The organism is Micromonospora sp. USAFONa4 (assembly GCF_057197825.1).
In genome coordinates this window covers 2,195,198-2,210,774 of the sequence record NZ_CM170072.1, presented here as the reverse complement: position 1 = coordinate 2,210,774, position 15,577 = coordinate 2,195,198, and the positions used below count along the sequence as shown (strand labels likewise).

13 protein-coding genes are annotated in these 15,577 nt (G+C 70.7%); 7 read left to right on the top strand and 6 right to left on the bottom strand.

What is annotated here, in order from left to right:
* Positions 1-13: 13 nt before the first annotated feature.
* Both AC0OO9_RS09215 and AC0OO9_RS09210 read right to left on the bottom strand, forming a co-directional pair.
* Positions 14-616 carry a DUF1349 domain-containing protein gene (locus AC0OO9_RS09215; protein WP_484516944.1) on the bottom strand — a complete coding sequence of 201 codons (603 nt, stop codon included), beginning with the start codon at positions 614-616 and terminating at the stop codon, positions 14-16.
* 104 nt (positions 617-720) lie between these two features.
* Positions 721-1,275 carry a hypothetical protein gene (locus AC0OO9_RS09210; protein WP_484516942.1) on the bottom strand — a complete coding sequence of 185 codons (555 nt, stop codon included), beginning with the start codon at positions 1,273-1,275 and terminating at the stop codon, positions 721-723.
* Between the two features lie 203 nt (positions 1,276-1,478).
* On the opposite strand from AC0OO9_RS09210, the gene AC0OO9_RS09205 reads away from it, so the two are divergent.
* From AC0OO9_RS09205 to AC0OO9_RS09195, 3 genes are all read left to right on the top strand, one after another.
* Positions 1,479-3,071, top strand: a complete 1,593-nt coding sequence (locus AC0OO9_RS09205; RefSeq protein WP_484516940.1) for a class I SAM-dependent methyltransferase — start codon at positions 1,479-1,481, stop codon at positions 3,069-3,071.
* Positions 3,072-3,189: 118 nt separating this feature from the next.
* Complete coding sequence (locus AC0OO9_RS09200; protein ID WP_484516939.1) at positions 3,190-4,527, top strand: M23 family metallopeptidase; 1,338 nt, start codon at positions 3,190-3,192, stop codon at positions 4,525-4,527.
* Positions 4,528-4,679: 152 nt separating this feature from the next.
* Positions 4,680-6,332: an alpha-amylase family protein gene (locus tag AC0OO9_RS09195; RefSeq protein ID WP_484516937.1), complete on the top strand. Its 1,653-nt coding sequence runs from the start codon at positions 4,680-4,682 to the stop codon at positions 6,330-6,332.
* A 49-nt stretch (positions 6,333-6,381) separates the two neighbouring features.
* On the opposite strand, the gene AC0OO9_RS09190 is transcribed toward AC0OO9_RS09195, so the two are convergent.
* The gene (locus tag AC0OO9_RS09190) at positions 6,382-7,965 is read right to left on the bottom strand and encodes a DUF4139 domain-containing protein (RefSeq protein ID WP_484516935.1); all 1,584 of its coding nucleotides are present in this window, start codon (positions 7,963-7,965) and stop codon (positions 6,382-6,384) included.
* A gap of 112 nt (positions 7,966-8,077) precedes the next feature.
* Here AC0OO9_RS09190 and fabG point away from each other — a divergent pair, with 112 nt between their 5' ends.
* Positions 8,078-8,836 (top strand): 3-oxoacyl-ACP reductase FabG, encoded by a 759-nt coding sequence (gene fabG / locus AC0OO9_RS09185; RefSeq protein ID WP_484516933.1) that lies wholly within the window; start codon positions 8,078-8,080, stop codon positions 8,834-8,836.
* A 142-nt stretch (positions 8,837-8,978) separates the two neighbouring features.
* On the opposite strand, the gene AC0OO9_RS09180 is transcribed toward fabG, so the two are convergent.
* Together AC0OO9_RS09180 and AC0OO9_RS09175 are read right to left on the bottom strand one after the other, a co-directional pair.
* Positions 8,979-9,398 carry a hypothetical protein gene (locus tag AC0OO9_RS09180; protein WP_484516931.1) on the bottom strand — a complete coding sequence of 140 codons (420 nt, stop codon included), beginning with the start codon at positions 9,396-9,398 and terminating at the stop codon, positions 8,979-8,981.
* On the bottom strand, positions 9,391-9,786 hold the full coding sequence (locus tag AC0OO9_RS09175; protein WP_132231162.1) for a hypothetical protein: 396 nt from the start codon (positions 9,784-9,786) through the stop codon (positions 9,391-9,393). Before AC0OO9_RS09175 ends, AC0OO9_RS09180 begins: the two co-directional genes overlap by 8 nt.
* 303 nt (positions 9,787-10,089) lie before the next feature.
* On the opposite strand from AC0OO9_RS09175, the gene AC0OO9_RS09170 reads away from it, so the two are divergent.
* From AC0OO9_RS09170 to AC0OO9_RS09160, 3 genes are all read left to right on the top strand, one after another.
* Positions 10,090-11,499, top strand: coding sequence for a glycosyltransferase family 2 protein (locus AC0OO9_RS09170; protein ID WP_484516929.1), 1,410 nt, complete (start codon positions 10,090-10,092; stop codon positions 11,497-11,499).
* A 90-nt stretch (positions 11,500-11,589) separates the two neighbouring features.
* Positions 11,590-12,816 (top strand): glycosyltransferase, encoded by a 1,227-nt coding sequence (locus AC0OO9_RS09165; RefSeq protein ID WP_484516928.1) that lies wholly within the window; start codon positions 11,590-11,592, stop codon positions 12,814-12,816.
* Between the two features lie 701 nt (positions 12,817-13,517).
* Positions 13,518-13,742, top strand: coding sequence for a GntR family transcriptional regulator (locus AC0OO9_RS09160; RefSeq protein ID WP_484516926.1), 225 nt, complete (start codon positions 13,518-13,520; stop codon positions 13,740-13,742).
* A 59-nt stretch (positions 13,743-13,801) separates the two neighbouring features.
* On the opposite strand, the gene AC0OO9_RS09155 is transcribed toward AC0OO9_RS09160, so the two are convergent.
* The gene (locus AC0OO9_RS09155) at positions 13,802-15,172 is read right to left on the bottom strand and encodes a pentapeptide repeat-containing protein (protein WP_484516924.1); all 1,371 of its coding nucleotides are present in this window, start codon (positions 15,170-15,172) and stop codon (positions 13,802-13,804) included.
* Positions 15,173-15,577 lie beyond the last annotated feature (405 nt).

Sequence of the window (15,577 nt, the reverse complement as noted above, 5' to 3'; positions counted from 1 at the left end):
GGCCACCCCGGGTTCATCCCTCCGGGTGCAGCGCCGCGTCGGCCAGCCCGCGCCGCCAGCTGGTGAACCGGACCCGCAGGCCCGTCCGGGTGGGGGAGCAGCAGTACGGCCCGGCCGTCGCCACCGCGTCCGGGGCCAGCGGTGCGAGCCGGACCAGCCGCCACGGCTCGTCGTCGGCGCGGGCCCGTACGGTGAGCGCGTCCCCGTCGCGGCTGACCCGGACGGTCACCTCCCGCCCGGCCCACCTCGGCACGCCGGCGACCGACCAGTCGGAGACGTCCCGGGTCACCACGGCGCCCACCTGCGGCTCGCCGTCGCTGACCTCCACCCCGGCCTTGATCCAGTTCCGGTCGTCCACCCGCACCAGCACGCCGGCCTGGTCGAACTGCTCGCCGTAGTCGAGCACGAAGGCCACCTCCATCGCCTCGCCGGCGGGCAGCGGCGCGAGCAGCGCCGGGGCGTCGTCGTGGACGAAGCCGTACGAGGTGTGCCGCCACAGGTCGCTGCCCTCGGGCGGCTGCACGAGCAACTCGCCCGCCGGCCCGTTCTCGACCCGCACCGGCTCGTTCCACCACTCACCCTCGGCCCAGTCGACCGGTCGCTCCGCGTCACCCATGCCGGCGACCGTACCGCCGTGGCCCGCCCGGACGCCGGCACGGGCCCGGTCGCGTCGGGTGGTTGCCGGCCGGGGTGACCGCCCGGGGCCGCGTGGCGGTGCCGTCAGCCCGCGTCGCACACGTCCCGGAGGTGCTGGGCGTCGCGGTCCGTCCTGGCCTGCACCGCCTCGTAGTCGCTCGCGACCATGCCGGACAGGATGAAGCGCAGCTCGGAGAAGTCCTGCGACAGTGCCACCGTGGCCTGGTGGACGCCGCCCTCGGCCTGGAGGCTCGCGCCCATCATGCCCTGGTACGCGGTCGTGGCGGCGGCCTGCCGGCTCTGCCTGGTCGAACCCGAGGTCCGGTAGAACCGGTCGACGACGGCGAGCGCCTCTTCACAGCCGGCCGGTTGCAGCGGCGCCAACGACGGCAGCCGACCCGGGGCGGGCGGCCGCGGCGTCCTGGTGACGGGGTGCTCCTTCGTGGCGTCCGCCGTGGGCGTCGTCGTCTGGTCCGGCGGGGTCCGGTCGGGCCTGGCCTGGGCGGGCGTGGTCGGGTCGGGCCCCGCTGACGGCCCCGCTCCGGCTCCCGGGGCCGGCGGCGGCGCGGAGGGCTCCCGTGGCAGCACGTACGTGAGCAGGGTGAGCACGGTGGCCACCACACCGGCGATCGCGCCCACCGCGGCCCAGTCCGGGCTGCGCGACGCGGAGCCGGCTCCGGACGGGCTGCGCCCAGATCGTTGACTGCTGATGTCTCCACAGTAGCGGCGGGCCGGTCCGACGGCGGTCCCCGTTCTCCGCCCGGGGGCTCCCGGCCCGCGGCCGGGTCGATGCCACCCACCCTGCCGCGCGCCGCGCGCGGGGCATCGGCTAGGAACGTGCCATGCCCCGCTACCTGCTCTTTCCCGGCCGCCACCACCTGTTGACCCGCTTCCAGGCCGGGTACCTCCGGCAGCTCGCGGCGCAGGGCGACGACCCCCTCGCCGACGGTGACGGCGCGACCGGGAGCCGGGACGCGGGCGGCGCGACCGGGAGCGAGGACGCGGGCGGCGCGACCGTGGTGTGGGCGGTCACCTCGGCCAATCACGAGAACACCCGGCGCAACCCGGTCCCGTACCACCGGCGGGAGGCGGCGATCGAACGGTTCAGCGTGCTCGCCAGGCTCCGGTCGGTGGTGGTGCCGGTGTTCGACACCGTACCGACCGACAGGTTCGCCGAGGTCACCCTGAAGACCGTCGCGGCGTCCACCGGGTTGGAGCTGACCCCGGCGGACACGGTGGTCGCCTGCTCCACGCCGGAGGTCGCCGCGATGTACGAACGGCTCGGTTTCCGGATCGCCGGGGTGGAGGCCGACGTCGAGCCGACACCGGTCCGGCCGTGGGACGTCCTGCTGCGGCTGGCCGACGACGACCCGTCGTGGCGGGACCTCACCCACCCGGCGACCGTCGACGTGTACCGCCGCTACCGGCTCGACGACCTGGTCCGCTCCGTGGTGAACGACCCGGTGGTCGGCGACGAGGGCGGACTGACCACCACCCGCGACTACCGGACGTACGCCGAGGCGTTCAGCGACGCCGCGCAGCGCAAGTGGGACGCGGTGCGCGAGCACGTGCGACCGGGACGGATCGTCGACGTCGGCTGCGGCGCGGGCGCCGTCCTGGAACTGGCCGACCGGGAGCCGGCCCTGCGGGAGAGCGACCTGATCGGCGTCGAGGTGGCCCGGCACCTGTTCGAGGAGTGCGTCCACAAGAAGGCGCAGGGCGTCTTCGCCAACCCGAACGTCTTCTTCTACCGGCGCAACGTGCTCGGCGGGGCGGTGTTCGCGCCGCGCTCGGTGGACACCACGATGACCTTCGCGCTGACCCACGAGATCTGGTCGTACGGCGAGCGGATGGCCTCGCTGCGCCGGTTCGTGCAGGCCCTCTACGACCACACCGTGCCCGGCGGGGTGTGGATCAACAGCGACGTGTGCGGGCCGGACGGCCAGGACCGGACGGTGCACCTGCGGCTGGCCACGACGGACGGCGTCAACCCGCCGACGCCGCGTGCCGACCTGGCCGCCCTGCCGGCCGGTGAGGTGACGGCGTACGTCGACGCGCTGTCGACCCGGGCCCGGCTGGACCAGTTCGCCGTCGACTACCGGTTCCCGTTCGCGTACCGCCCGGTGGACGGGGCGGACGGCGTGGTCGAGCTGACCCTCGGCGCGGCGATGGACTTCCTCACCCGCAAGGACTACACCGACAACTGGCTGTCGGAGACCCAGGAACAGTTCTGCGGCCTGGAGTACGCCGACTGGAAGTCGCTGCTCACCGACGTCGGCTTCGAGATCGACCCCGCGAGCGCGACGTCCCGCAACGACTGGATCGTCACCAACCGCCTCGCCCCGGTGGCCGCCCTCAGCACCCCGGCCGGCGAACCGCTCGACTGGCCCGTCACCCACGTGCGCCTGATCGCCCGCCGCCCGGTCAACACCTGACGCCCCCGACCCGGACGTCCTCGCCGTCACAGCACGGGCGCGGGGAGGACGCCGGCGACCGCCTCGTCTATCTTGTCTCCGCAGTTGTATCGATGTCGATGAGATCGCGAGGCGTGGCGTGGGCAAGGAGACAGCGGGTAGGCGGCTGCGGGCGCTGACGGTGGCCGCGGCGGTCCTGTGCGGACTTGCGCTCGTGCCGGCGCAGCCGGCGGCCGCGCAGACCGGGGCCATGATCCAGCCGGTGGGCGGGCGGGTCACGGGGGTGTTGTCGAACAGGTGCGGCACCACCGACAGCGACCACTACGGGGTGGACGTCGCGGGGAACGCCGGGATGGCGATCGGGGCCGCCTATCCGGGCACTGTCGCGTTCGCCGGTTGGACCTCCGGCGGGGGCAACTCGGTGACGATCTCGCACGCCGGCGGCTACCAGACCCGCTACCTGCACATGGTGCAGCCGGCCTCGGTCGCGCTCGGGCAGCAGGTCGGGCAGGGGCAGGTGCTCGGGTACGTCGGCAGCACCGGCAACTCGACAGGCCCGCACCTGCACTTCGAGATCCGCCGTAACGGCGCGGTCCACAACATCGCCCCGGCGTACGCCTGCGGCGCCACGGTGACCAAGGGCGCGCCGATCAACCTTCCGTTCCCGGACCTGACGCCGGCCGGGGCCGCTCCCGACCGGTTCGCGTTCGTGAACTCGGCGGGGGTGTTGTACGCGAAGGACGGCGCGTACTCGACGTGGCAGGCGGTCAACGCCGGTGGGGCGACGAGGGTGGTGCTCTCGGGTAACCGGATCGGTTGGGTGCAGGGCGGCAACTTCTATGTCAAGGAGGGTGTCTACGGGCAGTGGTTGACGCTGGCCGGGGGCGGGCAGGTGCGGGACATCGCGGTCAGTGGTGACCGGTTCGCGTTCGTGAACTCGGCGGGGGTGTTGTACGCGAAGGATGGCCTGTACTCGTCGTGGCAGGCGGTGAACTCGGGTGGGGCGACGAGGGTGGTGCTGTCCGGTAACCGGATCGGTTGGGTGCAGGGCGGCAACTTCTATGTCAAGGAGGGTGTCTACGGGCAGTGGTTGACGCTGGCCGGGGGCGGGCAGGTGCGGGACATCGCGGTCAGTGGTGACCGGTTCGCGTTCGTGAACTCGGCGGGGGTGTTGTACGCGAAGGATGGCCTGTACTCGTCGTGGCAGGCGGTGAACTCGGGTGGGGCGACGAAGGTCGTGCTCTCGGGTAACCGGATCGGTTGGGTGCAGGGCGGCAACTTCTACGCCAAGGACGGCATCCAGGGCGGGTGGCTCACCCTGGCCGAGGGTGGGCAGGTCAGCGACGTCGCGGTCGGCGGCGACGACTGGTTCGCGTTCGTCGGCGGCGGGAACTTCTTCGCCAAGCAGGGCGTCTACGCCGGGTGGCTGACGATGGCCGGCGGCGGGCAGGTCGGCGACGTCGACATCGCCACCTGACGGGCCGCGCCCGACGGCCGGGCGGTGCGGGCGAGGTCGTGCCCGCACCGCCCGGCCGTCGCGCTGCCGGCCCTCCTGCCGGGCCACCGGGGAACGCGGAGCGCCGGGCCCCGGTGTTTGCGGGCGGCCGGGATCGGAGACATTAGCCCGGCATGGCTGACAGGTGGTACTCGGAGGCGGTCGTCTACTGCCTCGACATCGACACGTACGCGGACTCCGACGGCGACGGCGTCGGCGACATCCGGGGGCTCATCGGCCGGCTGGACTACCTCGCCCGGCTGGGCGTGACCTGCCTCTGGCTGCACCCCATCCACCCGTCGCCCAACCGCGACGACGGGTACGACGCGACCGACTTCTACAACATCGACCCGCGCTTCGGCACCCTCGGCGACTTCGCGGAACTGCTGCACCAGGCACAGAACCGCGGCATCCGGGTGATCATCGACCTGGTCGTCAACCACACGTCGAACGAGCACCCGTGGTTCCAGTCCGCCCGCTCCTCGCCGGACTCGCCGTACCGCGACTGGTACGTCTGGGCCGACCACGAGCCGAGCGACCGGCACCAGGGCATGGTCTTCCCCGGCGAGCAGCACGAGACGTGGACCTACGACCGGACCGCCAAGGCCTGGTACTACCACCGGTTCTACAAGTTCCAGCCGGACCTGAACTTCACGAACCCCGCCGTCCGCGAGGAGATCAAGAAGATCGTCTCGTTCTGGCTCCAGCTCGGCGTCTCCGGCTTCCGGATGGACGCGGTGCCGTTCATCATCGAGCTGACCGAGCCGGGCAACCCGAACTCGCCGAAGGACTTCGAGTTCCTCACCGAGCTGCGCCAGCACGTGCAGTGGCGCCGGGGCGACGCCGTCCTGCTCGCCGAGGCCAACGTCGAGCCCGACCAGCTGCCGACCTTCTTCGCCGACAGCGGCGGCTCGGGCAACCGCCTGCACATGCTCTTCGACTTCATGCTCAACGGGCGCCTGATGCTGGCCCTGGCGCGGCAGGACCCGGAGCCGATCATCGAGGCGCTGCGGGACACCCCGGCGCTGCCCGAGGGCGGGCAGTGGGCCACCTTCCTGCGCAACCACGACGAGATCGACCTCTCCCGGCTCACCGCCGAGCAGCGCAACCAGGTGTACGCCGAGTTCGGCCCCGACGAGGACATGCGCATCTACGACCGGGGCATCCGCCGCCGGCTCGCCCCGATGCTCGGCAACGACCGCCGCCGCATCGAGCTGGCGTACGCGTTGCAGTTCTCGCTGCGCGGCACGCCGGTGCTGCGTTACGGCGAGGAGATCGGCATGGGGGAGGACCTGTCGCTGCCCGGCCGGGAGGCGATCCGTACCCCGATGCAGTGGTCGTACCAGCCGAACGCCGGCTTCTCCACGGCCGACCCGGAGAAGCTGATCCGCCCGGTGATCGACAAGGGTGAGTTCTCGTACGAGAAGGTCAACGTGACCGCCCAGCGCAGCGACCAGAAGTCGCTGCTCGCCTGGTTCGAGCGGATGATCCGTACGCTGCGCGAGGCCCCCGAGGTGGGCTCGGGCTCGACCACCCACATCGACGTGGCGATGCCGCCGGGCGTGCTGGCGCACCGGGCCGACGGGCGGACCGGCACGATGCTCTTCGTGCACAACCTCGGCACCACCGACGCCGAGGTGGACCTCAGCATGCTGGAGCCCGAGGCGGACCTGCCCATCGACGTCCTCGCCGACCGCAACTACGGCGACGTCGGCAAGCTGGACCGGCTCAAGGTGGCCGGCTACGGCTACCGGTGGATCCGCCTCTGCCGGGGTCGCGGCCTCTGACCCGGTCGCCACGTCGACGGCCGTCCGCCCCACCCCGGCGGACGGCCGGTCACTCCCGCCAGCCGGCCAGCTCGACCCCCTTGGCGATCTCGACCCGGAAACCCATGGCGATCTCGCCGCTCTCGCCCGGCCCGAGCCGGAGCCGCCAGGTCAGCTCGCCCAGCTCGGTGCGCTCGGCCGGCGGCGGGACGAGGGTGGACTCCCGCACGACCACCGCCTCGTCCCGGGACACCGGCAGCTGGTCGCGCACCTCCACGCTCGCCGGCCGGGGCGTGTGGTTGGCCACGCTGATCCGGTACTCCACGTCCCGCCGCCGGGTCGAGCCGAGCGTGGCCCGGGTGTCGGCGCGCCGGCCCAGCTTCCGCTCCACCCGTACCCGGTCGTCCACCCCGAGCGCCAGCTCGGTCTCCTCGCCGGGCGCCCACACCGGCAGCCGGGTGGCCGCGACGAAGTCGGCGCCGTGGAAGACCGCCGCCGGGCCGGGTAGCAGCGTGTGCTCCGAGGTGTTGCGCACCGTCGCACGCAGGTGTGCCTCGGTCGCGCGGACCGGCACGGTCACGTGGTCCAGCCGGGCCGGCAGCTCCAGCACGGCGATGGTGGCCCGGTGGGCGCTGCCGTCCGCCGGCACCGCGACCGGGCGGGCCGGCCGGTAGGTGGCCGCCGTGACCCCCTGCTCGACGGTGGCCACGCTCTCGCGCATCTCGGGGCGCGGCGCGCCGGACCGGGCCACGGCCCCGGCGGGCGGACCGCCGGGCGCCGCGGGGGCCGGCATCGCGCCGAAGCTGGCCGCCCGCGGCATCGGCGGCGGCACCGGCCGGAGCCGGTCGAGATACCAGGGCGTCAGTTCGGGTACGCGGGTCGCCGCCGCCGGCCGGGCCGTCGAGAGTTCGAGTACGCACTCCGGCCAGTCCTCGCCGGTGTCCTGGCTGACCAGCCCGAACCAGGTGACGGTCATGGTGTCGTCGACCAGCCGCAGGTCGTAGGAGGGCTGCCAGCGGGCCCCGTCGACCAGGTAGCTCAGCTCCAGGTCCAGCTCGTCGTCGTCGGCGTCCACCGACACGGTGACCTCGGCGACCAACTGGTCCGGTCTCCGCTTGCCGCGCGTGGCGTCCAGTTGCCGCTCGACGGCCGCCAGCTCCTCGGTCAGGTCGGTACGCTGCCGGGCCAGCGCGCGACGGCGGCGCTGGGAGTCCGCGAGCTGACCGGCGACCGAGTCGGCGAAGGCGGCCACGTCGGTCGGGGCGGCGTCACCGGAGGCCAGCGCGCGGGCGTACGTGCCGCCGGCCCGGTCGGCCAGCCGGGTGAGGAACTGCCCCCGCTGCGTCTCGACCTCGCTCGCGTCGTCGACTTCGGCCAGCGCGTCGGCAAGTTCCCGGCTCCGCTGCTCCAGCTCGTGGACCTGCCCGTCGGTGCTGCGCGCCTGCCGCCACGTCGTGACGTCCACGCCGAGCACGGTGGCGGCGCCCCGGCCGCCGACCCGCAGCGAGTCCCGCCGCAGGCCCATCGGCAACGGTGCGACACGTACGCGGTGCTCACCTGCGGCCAACCGGGTGCTGCCCCGGCGCGTGACCCGGGCGCGGTCCGGATAGACGGTGACCCCGACGACGGGTGCTTCGATCTCCACTGCCTCCACGGCGGCGAGAGTAGCCGGGCGATGCTCGTGACCGGCGTCCCGCGCCGGGCCGGCGTCGGCGTACGGCTGGGTTAAGCTCCTTCGATCGAGCGTAAGTTACCGGGAGGTAGGCATGTCGGAGGAGCAGCGGGTCGCCATCGTCACGGGCGCGGCGCGGGGGATCGGGGCGGCCACCGCCCGGCGGCTGGCGGCCGACGGCCTCGCGGTCGCCGTGGTCGACATCGAGGAGTCGGCGACGAAGGAGACCGTGGACGCGATCGTGGCGGCCGGCGGCCGGGCGCTCGGCGTCGGCGCGGACGTGTCCGACCGGGCCCAGGTCGGGGCGGCCGTGGCGCGGGTCGCCGCCGAGCTGGGCGCCCCGACGGTGCTGGTCAACAACGCCGGCGTGCTCCGCGACAACCTGCTGTTCAAGATGACCGACGCCGACTGGGACACGGTCATGGGCGTGCATCTGCGCGGCGCGTTCCTGTTCAGCCAGGCCGCCCAGAAGCACATGGTCGAGGCGAAGTGGGGCCGGATCGTCAACCTCTCCAGCACCTCGGCGCTGGGCAACCGGGGCCAGGCGAACTACGCCGCCGCGAAGGCCGGCCTCCAGGGCTTCACCAAGACCCTCGCCATCGAGCTGGGCCCGTTCGGGGTGACCGTCAACGCGGTCGCGCCCGGCTTCATCGTCACCGACATGACCGCCGCCACCGCCGCCCGGATGAAGGTCGACTTCGAGGCGCTCCAGAAGCACGCCGAGTCGGAGATCGCGGTACGCCGGGTCGGCCGCCCCGAGGACGTCGCGCACGCCATCTCGTTCCTGGCCAGCGAGGGCGCCTCCTTCGTCTCCGGCCAGGTGATCTACGTAGCCGGCGGCCCCAAGGACTGACCCACCCCCGGCCCCGGTGCCGTCGATCATGCAGTTGTGGTGTACCACGGAAGTGGCGAAGGTGGCCGTAACGGGCGCCATGACTGCATGATCGACGCCGAAAACTCGGGGCGGCGAGGGCGGGGAAGGGTGGGCGGGCGGGTCAGGGTGGGGTGGGGCGGGTGCGCCAGAGCCAGAGCAGGCCGAGGACCGGCAGGACCAGCGGGATGTAGCCGTACCCGCTGCCGAACTGCGACCAGACCGTCTCGTCGGGGAAGAGCTCCGGGTCGGCGAGGCTGAGGGCCCCGACGCCGAGCACCCCGACCAGCTCCACGGCGCAGCACGCGAGGGCGACGCGCCGGCCGGCGGCACCGGCGCGGGCCAGCCCCACCGCCGCGACGATGTAGATGGCGGCGGCGAGCGCCGAGAGCAGGTACGCCACGGGCGCCTCGTCGAACTTCGTGGCGATCTGGAGGCCCGCGCGGCTCGTCGCGGCGATCGCGAAGAGCAGGTAGACCGCGATCAGCAGCCGCCCCGGGCCGGCGTTGGTCCGCGTCGCCTCCGGGGCGCGTACGTCAGCCACCCAGCACCTCCCAGGTCTGCTGGAGCCGTACGACGACCACCGGCGTGACCAGGCAGACCGCGCAGACGATCGCCGAGCCCCAGCGCGTCGGCTCCATCCGGGCCAGCACCCAGGCCAGCGGCGGCAGGCAGACCACCGTGGCGACGTACCCGAAGAAGGCCCCCGGCTCGCCCGGCCGCTCGCCGCCGCCGATGGCCACCAGCGCCACCGCCGCGAGCGCGAGCAGCGCCACCTCCAGCACGGCCAGGCCGGCGAACTGCACCCGGTCCGGTGCGCGGTGCCGCAGCGTGGCGACCAGCGCCCACGCGGCGACGAGGAGCGACAGCACGATCGAGGCGGTCGCGAGGAGCCCGTCCACCGGCGAACCCGCCGACGCCGCGCTGGTCATCGGGGTCGTCCGGGGTGTGTCTCGGTCACCGGCACAGCCTACTAACCCGCGTAGTACACCCCGTCACCCGCCGCCTCCTGTCAGGGGTCCACCCTCCGTCCGTCCCGGCTCCCGGTGGTCCGACGGCGTCGGGCCGGCGGGCGTGGGAGCGTGTTCCGCCGAGGCGGCGACGAATGTCGCCAGAGGACAGTGGGGTACCCCTATTGACCCCTACTCACGGGTAAGCGGAACGTCGCGGACCGTTATTCTCGGGCCATCGTCGCCACACTCGGACGGCACGTTCGTCTGACGGAGAGGATCGCCATGTCGCTGCCCACCATCCCCCCGGCGCTGAGCGTGGTGATGCCGACCTACCAGGATCCGCAGTGCCTCGCGCTGACCCTGCGGGCGCTGACCCGGCAGACGCTGCCGCCGGAGCGCTTCGAAGTGATCGTGGTCCGGGACGGTGGATCGTCCGACGGGTACGCCGCGGCCCTCGCCGAAGGTGCCGGCCTCCGCCTGCGCGTGGTGGAACTCCCCCGGCGCAAGGGCCGCTCCACCGCCCGGAACGAGGGGGCACGGGCTGCCACCGCACCCCTGCTCGTCTTCCTCGACGCCGACTCGTGGGCCGTGCCCGACCTGTTGGAGAGGCACCTGGCGTGGCACAACACGCCCGGCAACGCGGCGGTGCTGATCGGCCGGCGGGACGAGATCGGCCTCGCGGACCTCCCGGCCGTGCTGGCCGGCGAGTCGGACACGATCGCGCGTGCCTTCCCGCACGGTGGCGACCTGCGGTTCGCGACGGGACTTCCGGACGACGGCGGCGACTGGCTGCGGGCCGGCTGGGTGATCGCCTACACGCACAACATCTCGCTCTCCACCGCGCTCTTCACGAAGGTCGGTGGCTACCGCGAGGCGTTCGGTCTCAGCTACGGCGTGGAGGACGTCGAGCTGTTCTACCGCGTGGACCAGAGCCTGCCGGACGGCGTCAACTTCGGCTACGACGACGAGGCCCGGGTCGTCCACCTGCCGCACCACAAGAACATCACCCGCAACTGGATGGAGATGAAGGCCAACTTCCAGCAGGCGGCCAGGTTGTACCCCTGCCTCGAATGGGAGTTCCTCACCGCGGTCATGGGGTACGAGGCGATCCGGCGGATCCTCTACTACCGGTCGCTCGTCGACGAGTGCGTCGAGCGCTCGGCCTGCGCCATCGGGCCCGCCGTCGCGCGCCTCGCCGGCAAGTTGCGGGGACCCAAGGCGCTCTGGATCGGCACCGGCCGCGCCGAGGCGAGGCTGCCCGCCTCGGCGCTCACCTACGACTACTCCGCTCCCGTCGGGCCGGCCAACTTCCACCTGCTCGGCGTGGCCCCACCCATGCCGGCGGGCAGCATGGACGCGGTGGTCAGCGTCGACTTCTGGCGGTACCTGCTGTGGCCGGAGCTCTGCCAGTTCATCTCGGCCTCGGTGCAGTTGGCCGGCGAGGTCCACCTGGTCGCCACCGCCGACGCGACGCCGGGAATGTGCGCCGCCGACCCGCAGACGCTGGACTACCTGCGCCAGGCGCAGGCCGCCGAGTACGTGGCCGAGCTGCGCGCGGTCGAGGGGCTCGGTGACGTGTTGACCCTACGAGCCCGCCAGCCCGTGACCGGCGTCACGCGCCGGGTGCCCGGCCAGGTCCCCGCCAGGACACGACCCACGGCACAGGCGCCGGGGCGTCCCCCGGCGAGGTAGCAGATCGACGGTGCGGCCGGGCCCGACGTGCGGGTCCCGGCTCGCTGCACCGTGCCCGGATCCGTCGCTACAGCCGGAAAGGCGAGCATCATGCGCGTACTGTTGTCGACCCTCGGATCACGCGGCGACGTCCAACCACTGGTGGCGCTGGCATCGCGGTTGAAAGCTCTCGGTCTGCAGGTTCGCCTCTGCGCCCCACCGGACTTCGCCCGGTGGGTGGCCACCTTCAAGATCCCCTTCGTGCCCGTCGGCCCGCCCTGGCGCAGGTCGGCGGCGCCCAGGCCGCGGGCCGCCGTACCCCGCCCGTCGCCGGCGCAGGTGCGTCAGCTGGCGGAGTCCTCCATCGGCATCCAGTTCGAGGTGTTGTCGGCGGCTGCCCGGGACTGCGACGCCGTCGTCGCGTCGACCGGCCTCCAGATCGCCGCCCGCACCGTGGCGGAGAAGCGGGGCATACCGTACGTCTTCTCGGCGTTCTGCCCGGCGGCCCTTCCCTCACCGCACCACGCTCCGCTGCCGCTGCCCGCCCTCGGGGAGGTGCCCGCGCCCGCGTCCGCGGACAACCGCGAGCTGTGGGCCGCCAACCAGCGGCACGTCAACGACACCTTCGGCGAGCCGCTCAACGCGCTCCGGGCGACGATCGGGCTGGTTCCGGTCGAGGACGTCAGCGCCCACATCCACACCGACCAGCCGTGGCTGGCGGTCGACCGGACGCTGGCGCCCTGGCCGGACGCCGCCGACCGGAGCGTCTACCAACCGGGCGCCTGGCTCCTGCCGGACGAGCGGGCGCTGCCGCCCGAGTTGGCGACCTTTCTGGACGCCAGCGACGAGCCGTGCGTCTACGTGGGATTCGGCAGTGTCGCCGCACCCCCGGGCCTGCTGGAGACGGCCGTCAAGGCGGTGCGCGCGGTCGGCTGCCGCCTGGTCGTCTCCCGGGGCTGGGCGCCCCTCTCGCTGGCCGTCCGGGCGCCCGACTGCCTGGTCGTCGGCGAGGTGAACCAGCAGGAGCTGTTCAAGCGGGTGGCCGCGGTGGTCCACCACGGCGGCTCGGGCACCACGACCACGGCCGCGCGGGCCGGGACGCCGCAGGTCGTCATCCCGCAGGTCTACGACCAGCACTACTTCGCGCGACGCGTGTCCGCGCTCGGCATCGGCGGGGCACACTCCGGCGCGGTACCGACCGTCGAGTCGCTGACTGCGGCCCTCAGCGCCGCGCTGCGGCCCGAGGTGGCCGCCCGCGCCCGGGCGTTCGCCGCCGCCATCAGCACCGACGGAGCCCAGCTCGCCGCGGAGCGGTTGACCACCACCCTGCGGAGCTGAGGCTCGCGACCTTCAGGATCGCCGTCCGACAGGAGGAGACCCGACGCGACGGCATGTCACCGGCGGATGGTCCGCGACGACCCGGCGGCGGGGGTGGGCACGTGCCGGCCGGGCGCCGCCGGGAAGCAAGCGGCGCGCGGCCGAACCAGCCGCCACCCTGACCACCGCGCGAAGTGGGCAGTTGACGACAGGCCCCCACTCATCAGGAGGACGCACGCTGAGTTGATCTTGGACTATAGCAGGTCACCGCTTCTGCAACATGATCGACGCAAAGTGTGCGTAGCGCTCCAAAGCCCAATCAAGCTGGGAGCAGGTGTGCGAGTCTTGACACTGTATGCATCCGCCTGCTCGCCACGGCCGATCAGGCGAGGAAGACCAGTGAACGCCCAGGATGCGATGAACTTCAAAGATTTCCCGCGCTGTGGAGACCGGCTCATCGATCGGCATAGCGGGCACCTCTCCCGAGTGATCACAGGTAGGCCGCCGCAGGGGGCAGAGTCCGTGCGTCGTGCTCCCCCACGGCGGAACGACCGGAAGCCCTCGGATTGCTGAAGTCCAGGAGCAACCGACCACTGTCTCACTGTATCCACTGTCTCAGTGTAGTCAAGTTCTCACTGTCTCTACTTCGCTGGGTTGTCGGCTTGTCCTGATCACGTCCGGGCTGGAAGCATGATCACTGCTGAAGTCCAGGAGAGCTGATCATGCCCACCAGACCACCGCACTACCGGCGCGTTGCCGACGACATCGAGCGAAAAATCAGGTCAGGCGAGTTCCCGCCTGGCCGCCAGTTGCCGTCCGTCTCTGAGATCGGAGAGCTTTACAACGTTGCTCGCTCAACTGCGTATCGCGCCGTCAAAGAGCTGCACGCCCGAAATCTAGTTTACGGGCAACAGGGGCAGGGCGTGTTTGTCGCCGGGCCCGAGTAGACAGGGCTAGCGGTCATGCCGGCCCAGCAAAGGCCGGCATGACCGGCACACATAGGGAATTACTGTTCCTGTGACTCGGGATCCGGAATCTTCTCTTCGAGGCCAGGGTCGTCGTCTTCGGATCGCGCAAGGGTCATAGGGCTGACCTTGGGTTCTTCTGAGTCATCCTCCCACCATCCACGATCGGTCGTCTTGAGAACCTCCCCGAAGCCCTCCTCAGCTTCATCGCTAAGGGTGAAATCTCTTGGCCAGCTATGATTGCCAGGCGCATCCACTGCCGCTCTGGCCCCTTGGAATTCCCACACAAACGCTCTAGCCCCGCTGAAGGACACCACCCTATTGAAGGCCACACCAATGAAGTGGCTGTAGGTCAGCCTAGCTGTGTGAAAAATCGCCTCTCCATCAAAGCGAGATCCCTCACAGATGAAGCCGTCGAAGACCGCGCTTGTAAAATTTGCGGTGCCACCAAACCTCATCTGCGAAAAGACCCCCGATTCTTGACAGAAGAACTCGGAGAACTCGGACCGCCCGAATACTCTAGCCCGACTCATGTTTATAGAGGCGACCGCACAACCTCCAAAGTTGACGTGGGTCAAAGCAGCGCCGGTGAGATCCACATCAATTCCCGACCAAAATGCCGGTGACCCAGCGGCCCTGCGAGAACGGCCCTCACCAACAATCTCCGAATACCTCAGGTGTCTTGTCAGAATCTTTTGCGCCGCTAACCGAACCTGGAGTTCATGGTGACGCTTCTCGTCTTCCTCGTCGCGCTTCCCATTGACATACCGAATCCCGTCATGCTGCGGCACGTCGTAGGGCATCCTGAGGTAGGCACAGATCAAATCCACAATTGTTTGTCGGTGTTCAGAATTGTCCTGGGCAACACGTTCAAGTGCGTAGAGCGCAGCCAAGCGAACCGCAGCCTTCTCCGAACCTAGTTGTTCAGCAGCCTTCACGTAAAGCTCAGTAACCCGCTTTTCCGCGGCATCATGCTTGGTATCTTCTGCGATCCGGTTTTTGTACTCCTGGTCGGCATGGTCTACACGCTCTTTGACGTACTGGCGCCGCAGAGCAAGAAAGAGAGCGATAAGGCCACCGGTTCCAGCGCCCACAGCGAGGATGTTGCGGATAACGTCAACGCGAAGCTGCGCCTCACGAACGGCAAGTTCCGGCGAGCTGGGAAGACTCGCCGGAACCTTTGCTGCATCCCACATCAGCCATGCTGCAAAACCCGTGACTATAAGCGCAGCGATCGACAGGATTAGCAAAGTTGCTATATGAATGGGCTTGTAGGTTCGCGGCTTCGGGGTCTTCTCTGGCTTCTTGCCCTGCTTCTGCATTTTCGCCTCGTCAGCAGCACGCTCAGACCAATGCTTACGTAAAGCCATAATCGGCTTAACGCGCTCGTACCACGGGGGACGTTCGAACATTCCTAGATTATCGCGCAAGAGCACAACATCGGTCTAGCTAACCGTCGGTTCGTCCACAGCGGGCGGTGGAGGTATCTCCGCATGCGTGTCGTTTGGCGGAGCGGGCAACTCTTGCAAGCCAGTTCGATTCACTAGCCCACCACGCTCAAGGTTGGCAATCCGCCTTTCCAATGCCCTCATCACGTCGATTAAATCTGGCGCACTTAGATAAGCTGCGCACTTTCATTGCTGCCCGTGACCGGGTGTTGGAGTTTACCTCCCGCCCTGACGGCGTGCGCTTTACGTGACCGGAGTGCGGAGAGCGGGCAGCCCTTCTGTCCGAGGGCCGCCACTTTCTGGGTCACCCACACGCTGAAGTCGGGGGTGCTGTACGGACGCTTCCAGGACTACAGCGGTGCACGCCCC

What these genes read in the sequence shown, in the direction of transcription:
- AC0OO9_RS09215 (WP_484516944.1), bottom strand. Translation starts at nt 616, where the DNA reads ATGGGTGACGCGGAGCGACCGGTCGACTGGGCCGAGGGTGAGTGGTGG.
- AC0OO9_RS09205 (WP_484516940.1), top strand. Translation starts at nt 1,479, where the DNA reads ATGCCCCGCTACCTGCTCTTTCCCGGCCGCCACCACCTGTTGACCCGC.
- AC0OO9_RS09195 (WP_484516937.1), top strand. Translation starts at nt 4,680, where the DNA reads ATGGCTGACAGGTGGTACTCGGAGGCGGTCGTCTACTGCCTCGACATC.
- fabG (WP_484516933.1), top strand. Translation starts at nt 8,078, where the DNA reads ATGTCGGAGGAGCAGCGGGTCGCCATCGTCACGGGCGCGGCGCGGGGG.
- AC0OO9_RS09175 (WP_132231162.1), bottom strand. Translation starts at nt 9,786, where the DNA reads ATGACCAGCGCGGCGTCGGCGGGTTCGCCGGTGGACGGGCTCCTCGCG.
- AC0OO9_RS09170 (WP_484516929.1), top strand. Translation starts at nt 10,090, where the DNA reads ATGTCGCTGCCCACCATCCCCCCGGCGCTGAGCGTGGTGATGCCGACC.
- AC0OO9_RS09165 (WP_484516928.1), top strand. Translation starts at nt 11,590, where the DNA reads ATGCGCGTACTGTTGTCGACCCTCGGATCACGCGGCGACGTCCAACCA.
- AC0OO9_RS09160 (WP_484516926.1), top strand. Translation starts at nt 13,518, where the DNA reads ATGCCCACCAGACCACCGCACTACCGGCGCGTTGCCGACGACATCGAG.
- AC0OO9_RS09155 (WP_484516924.1), bottom strand. Translation starts at nt 15,172, where the DNA reads ATGTTCGAACGTCCCCCGTGGTACGAGCGCGTTAAGCCGATTATGGCT.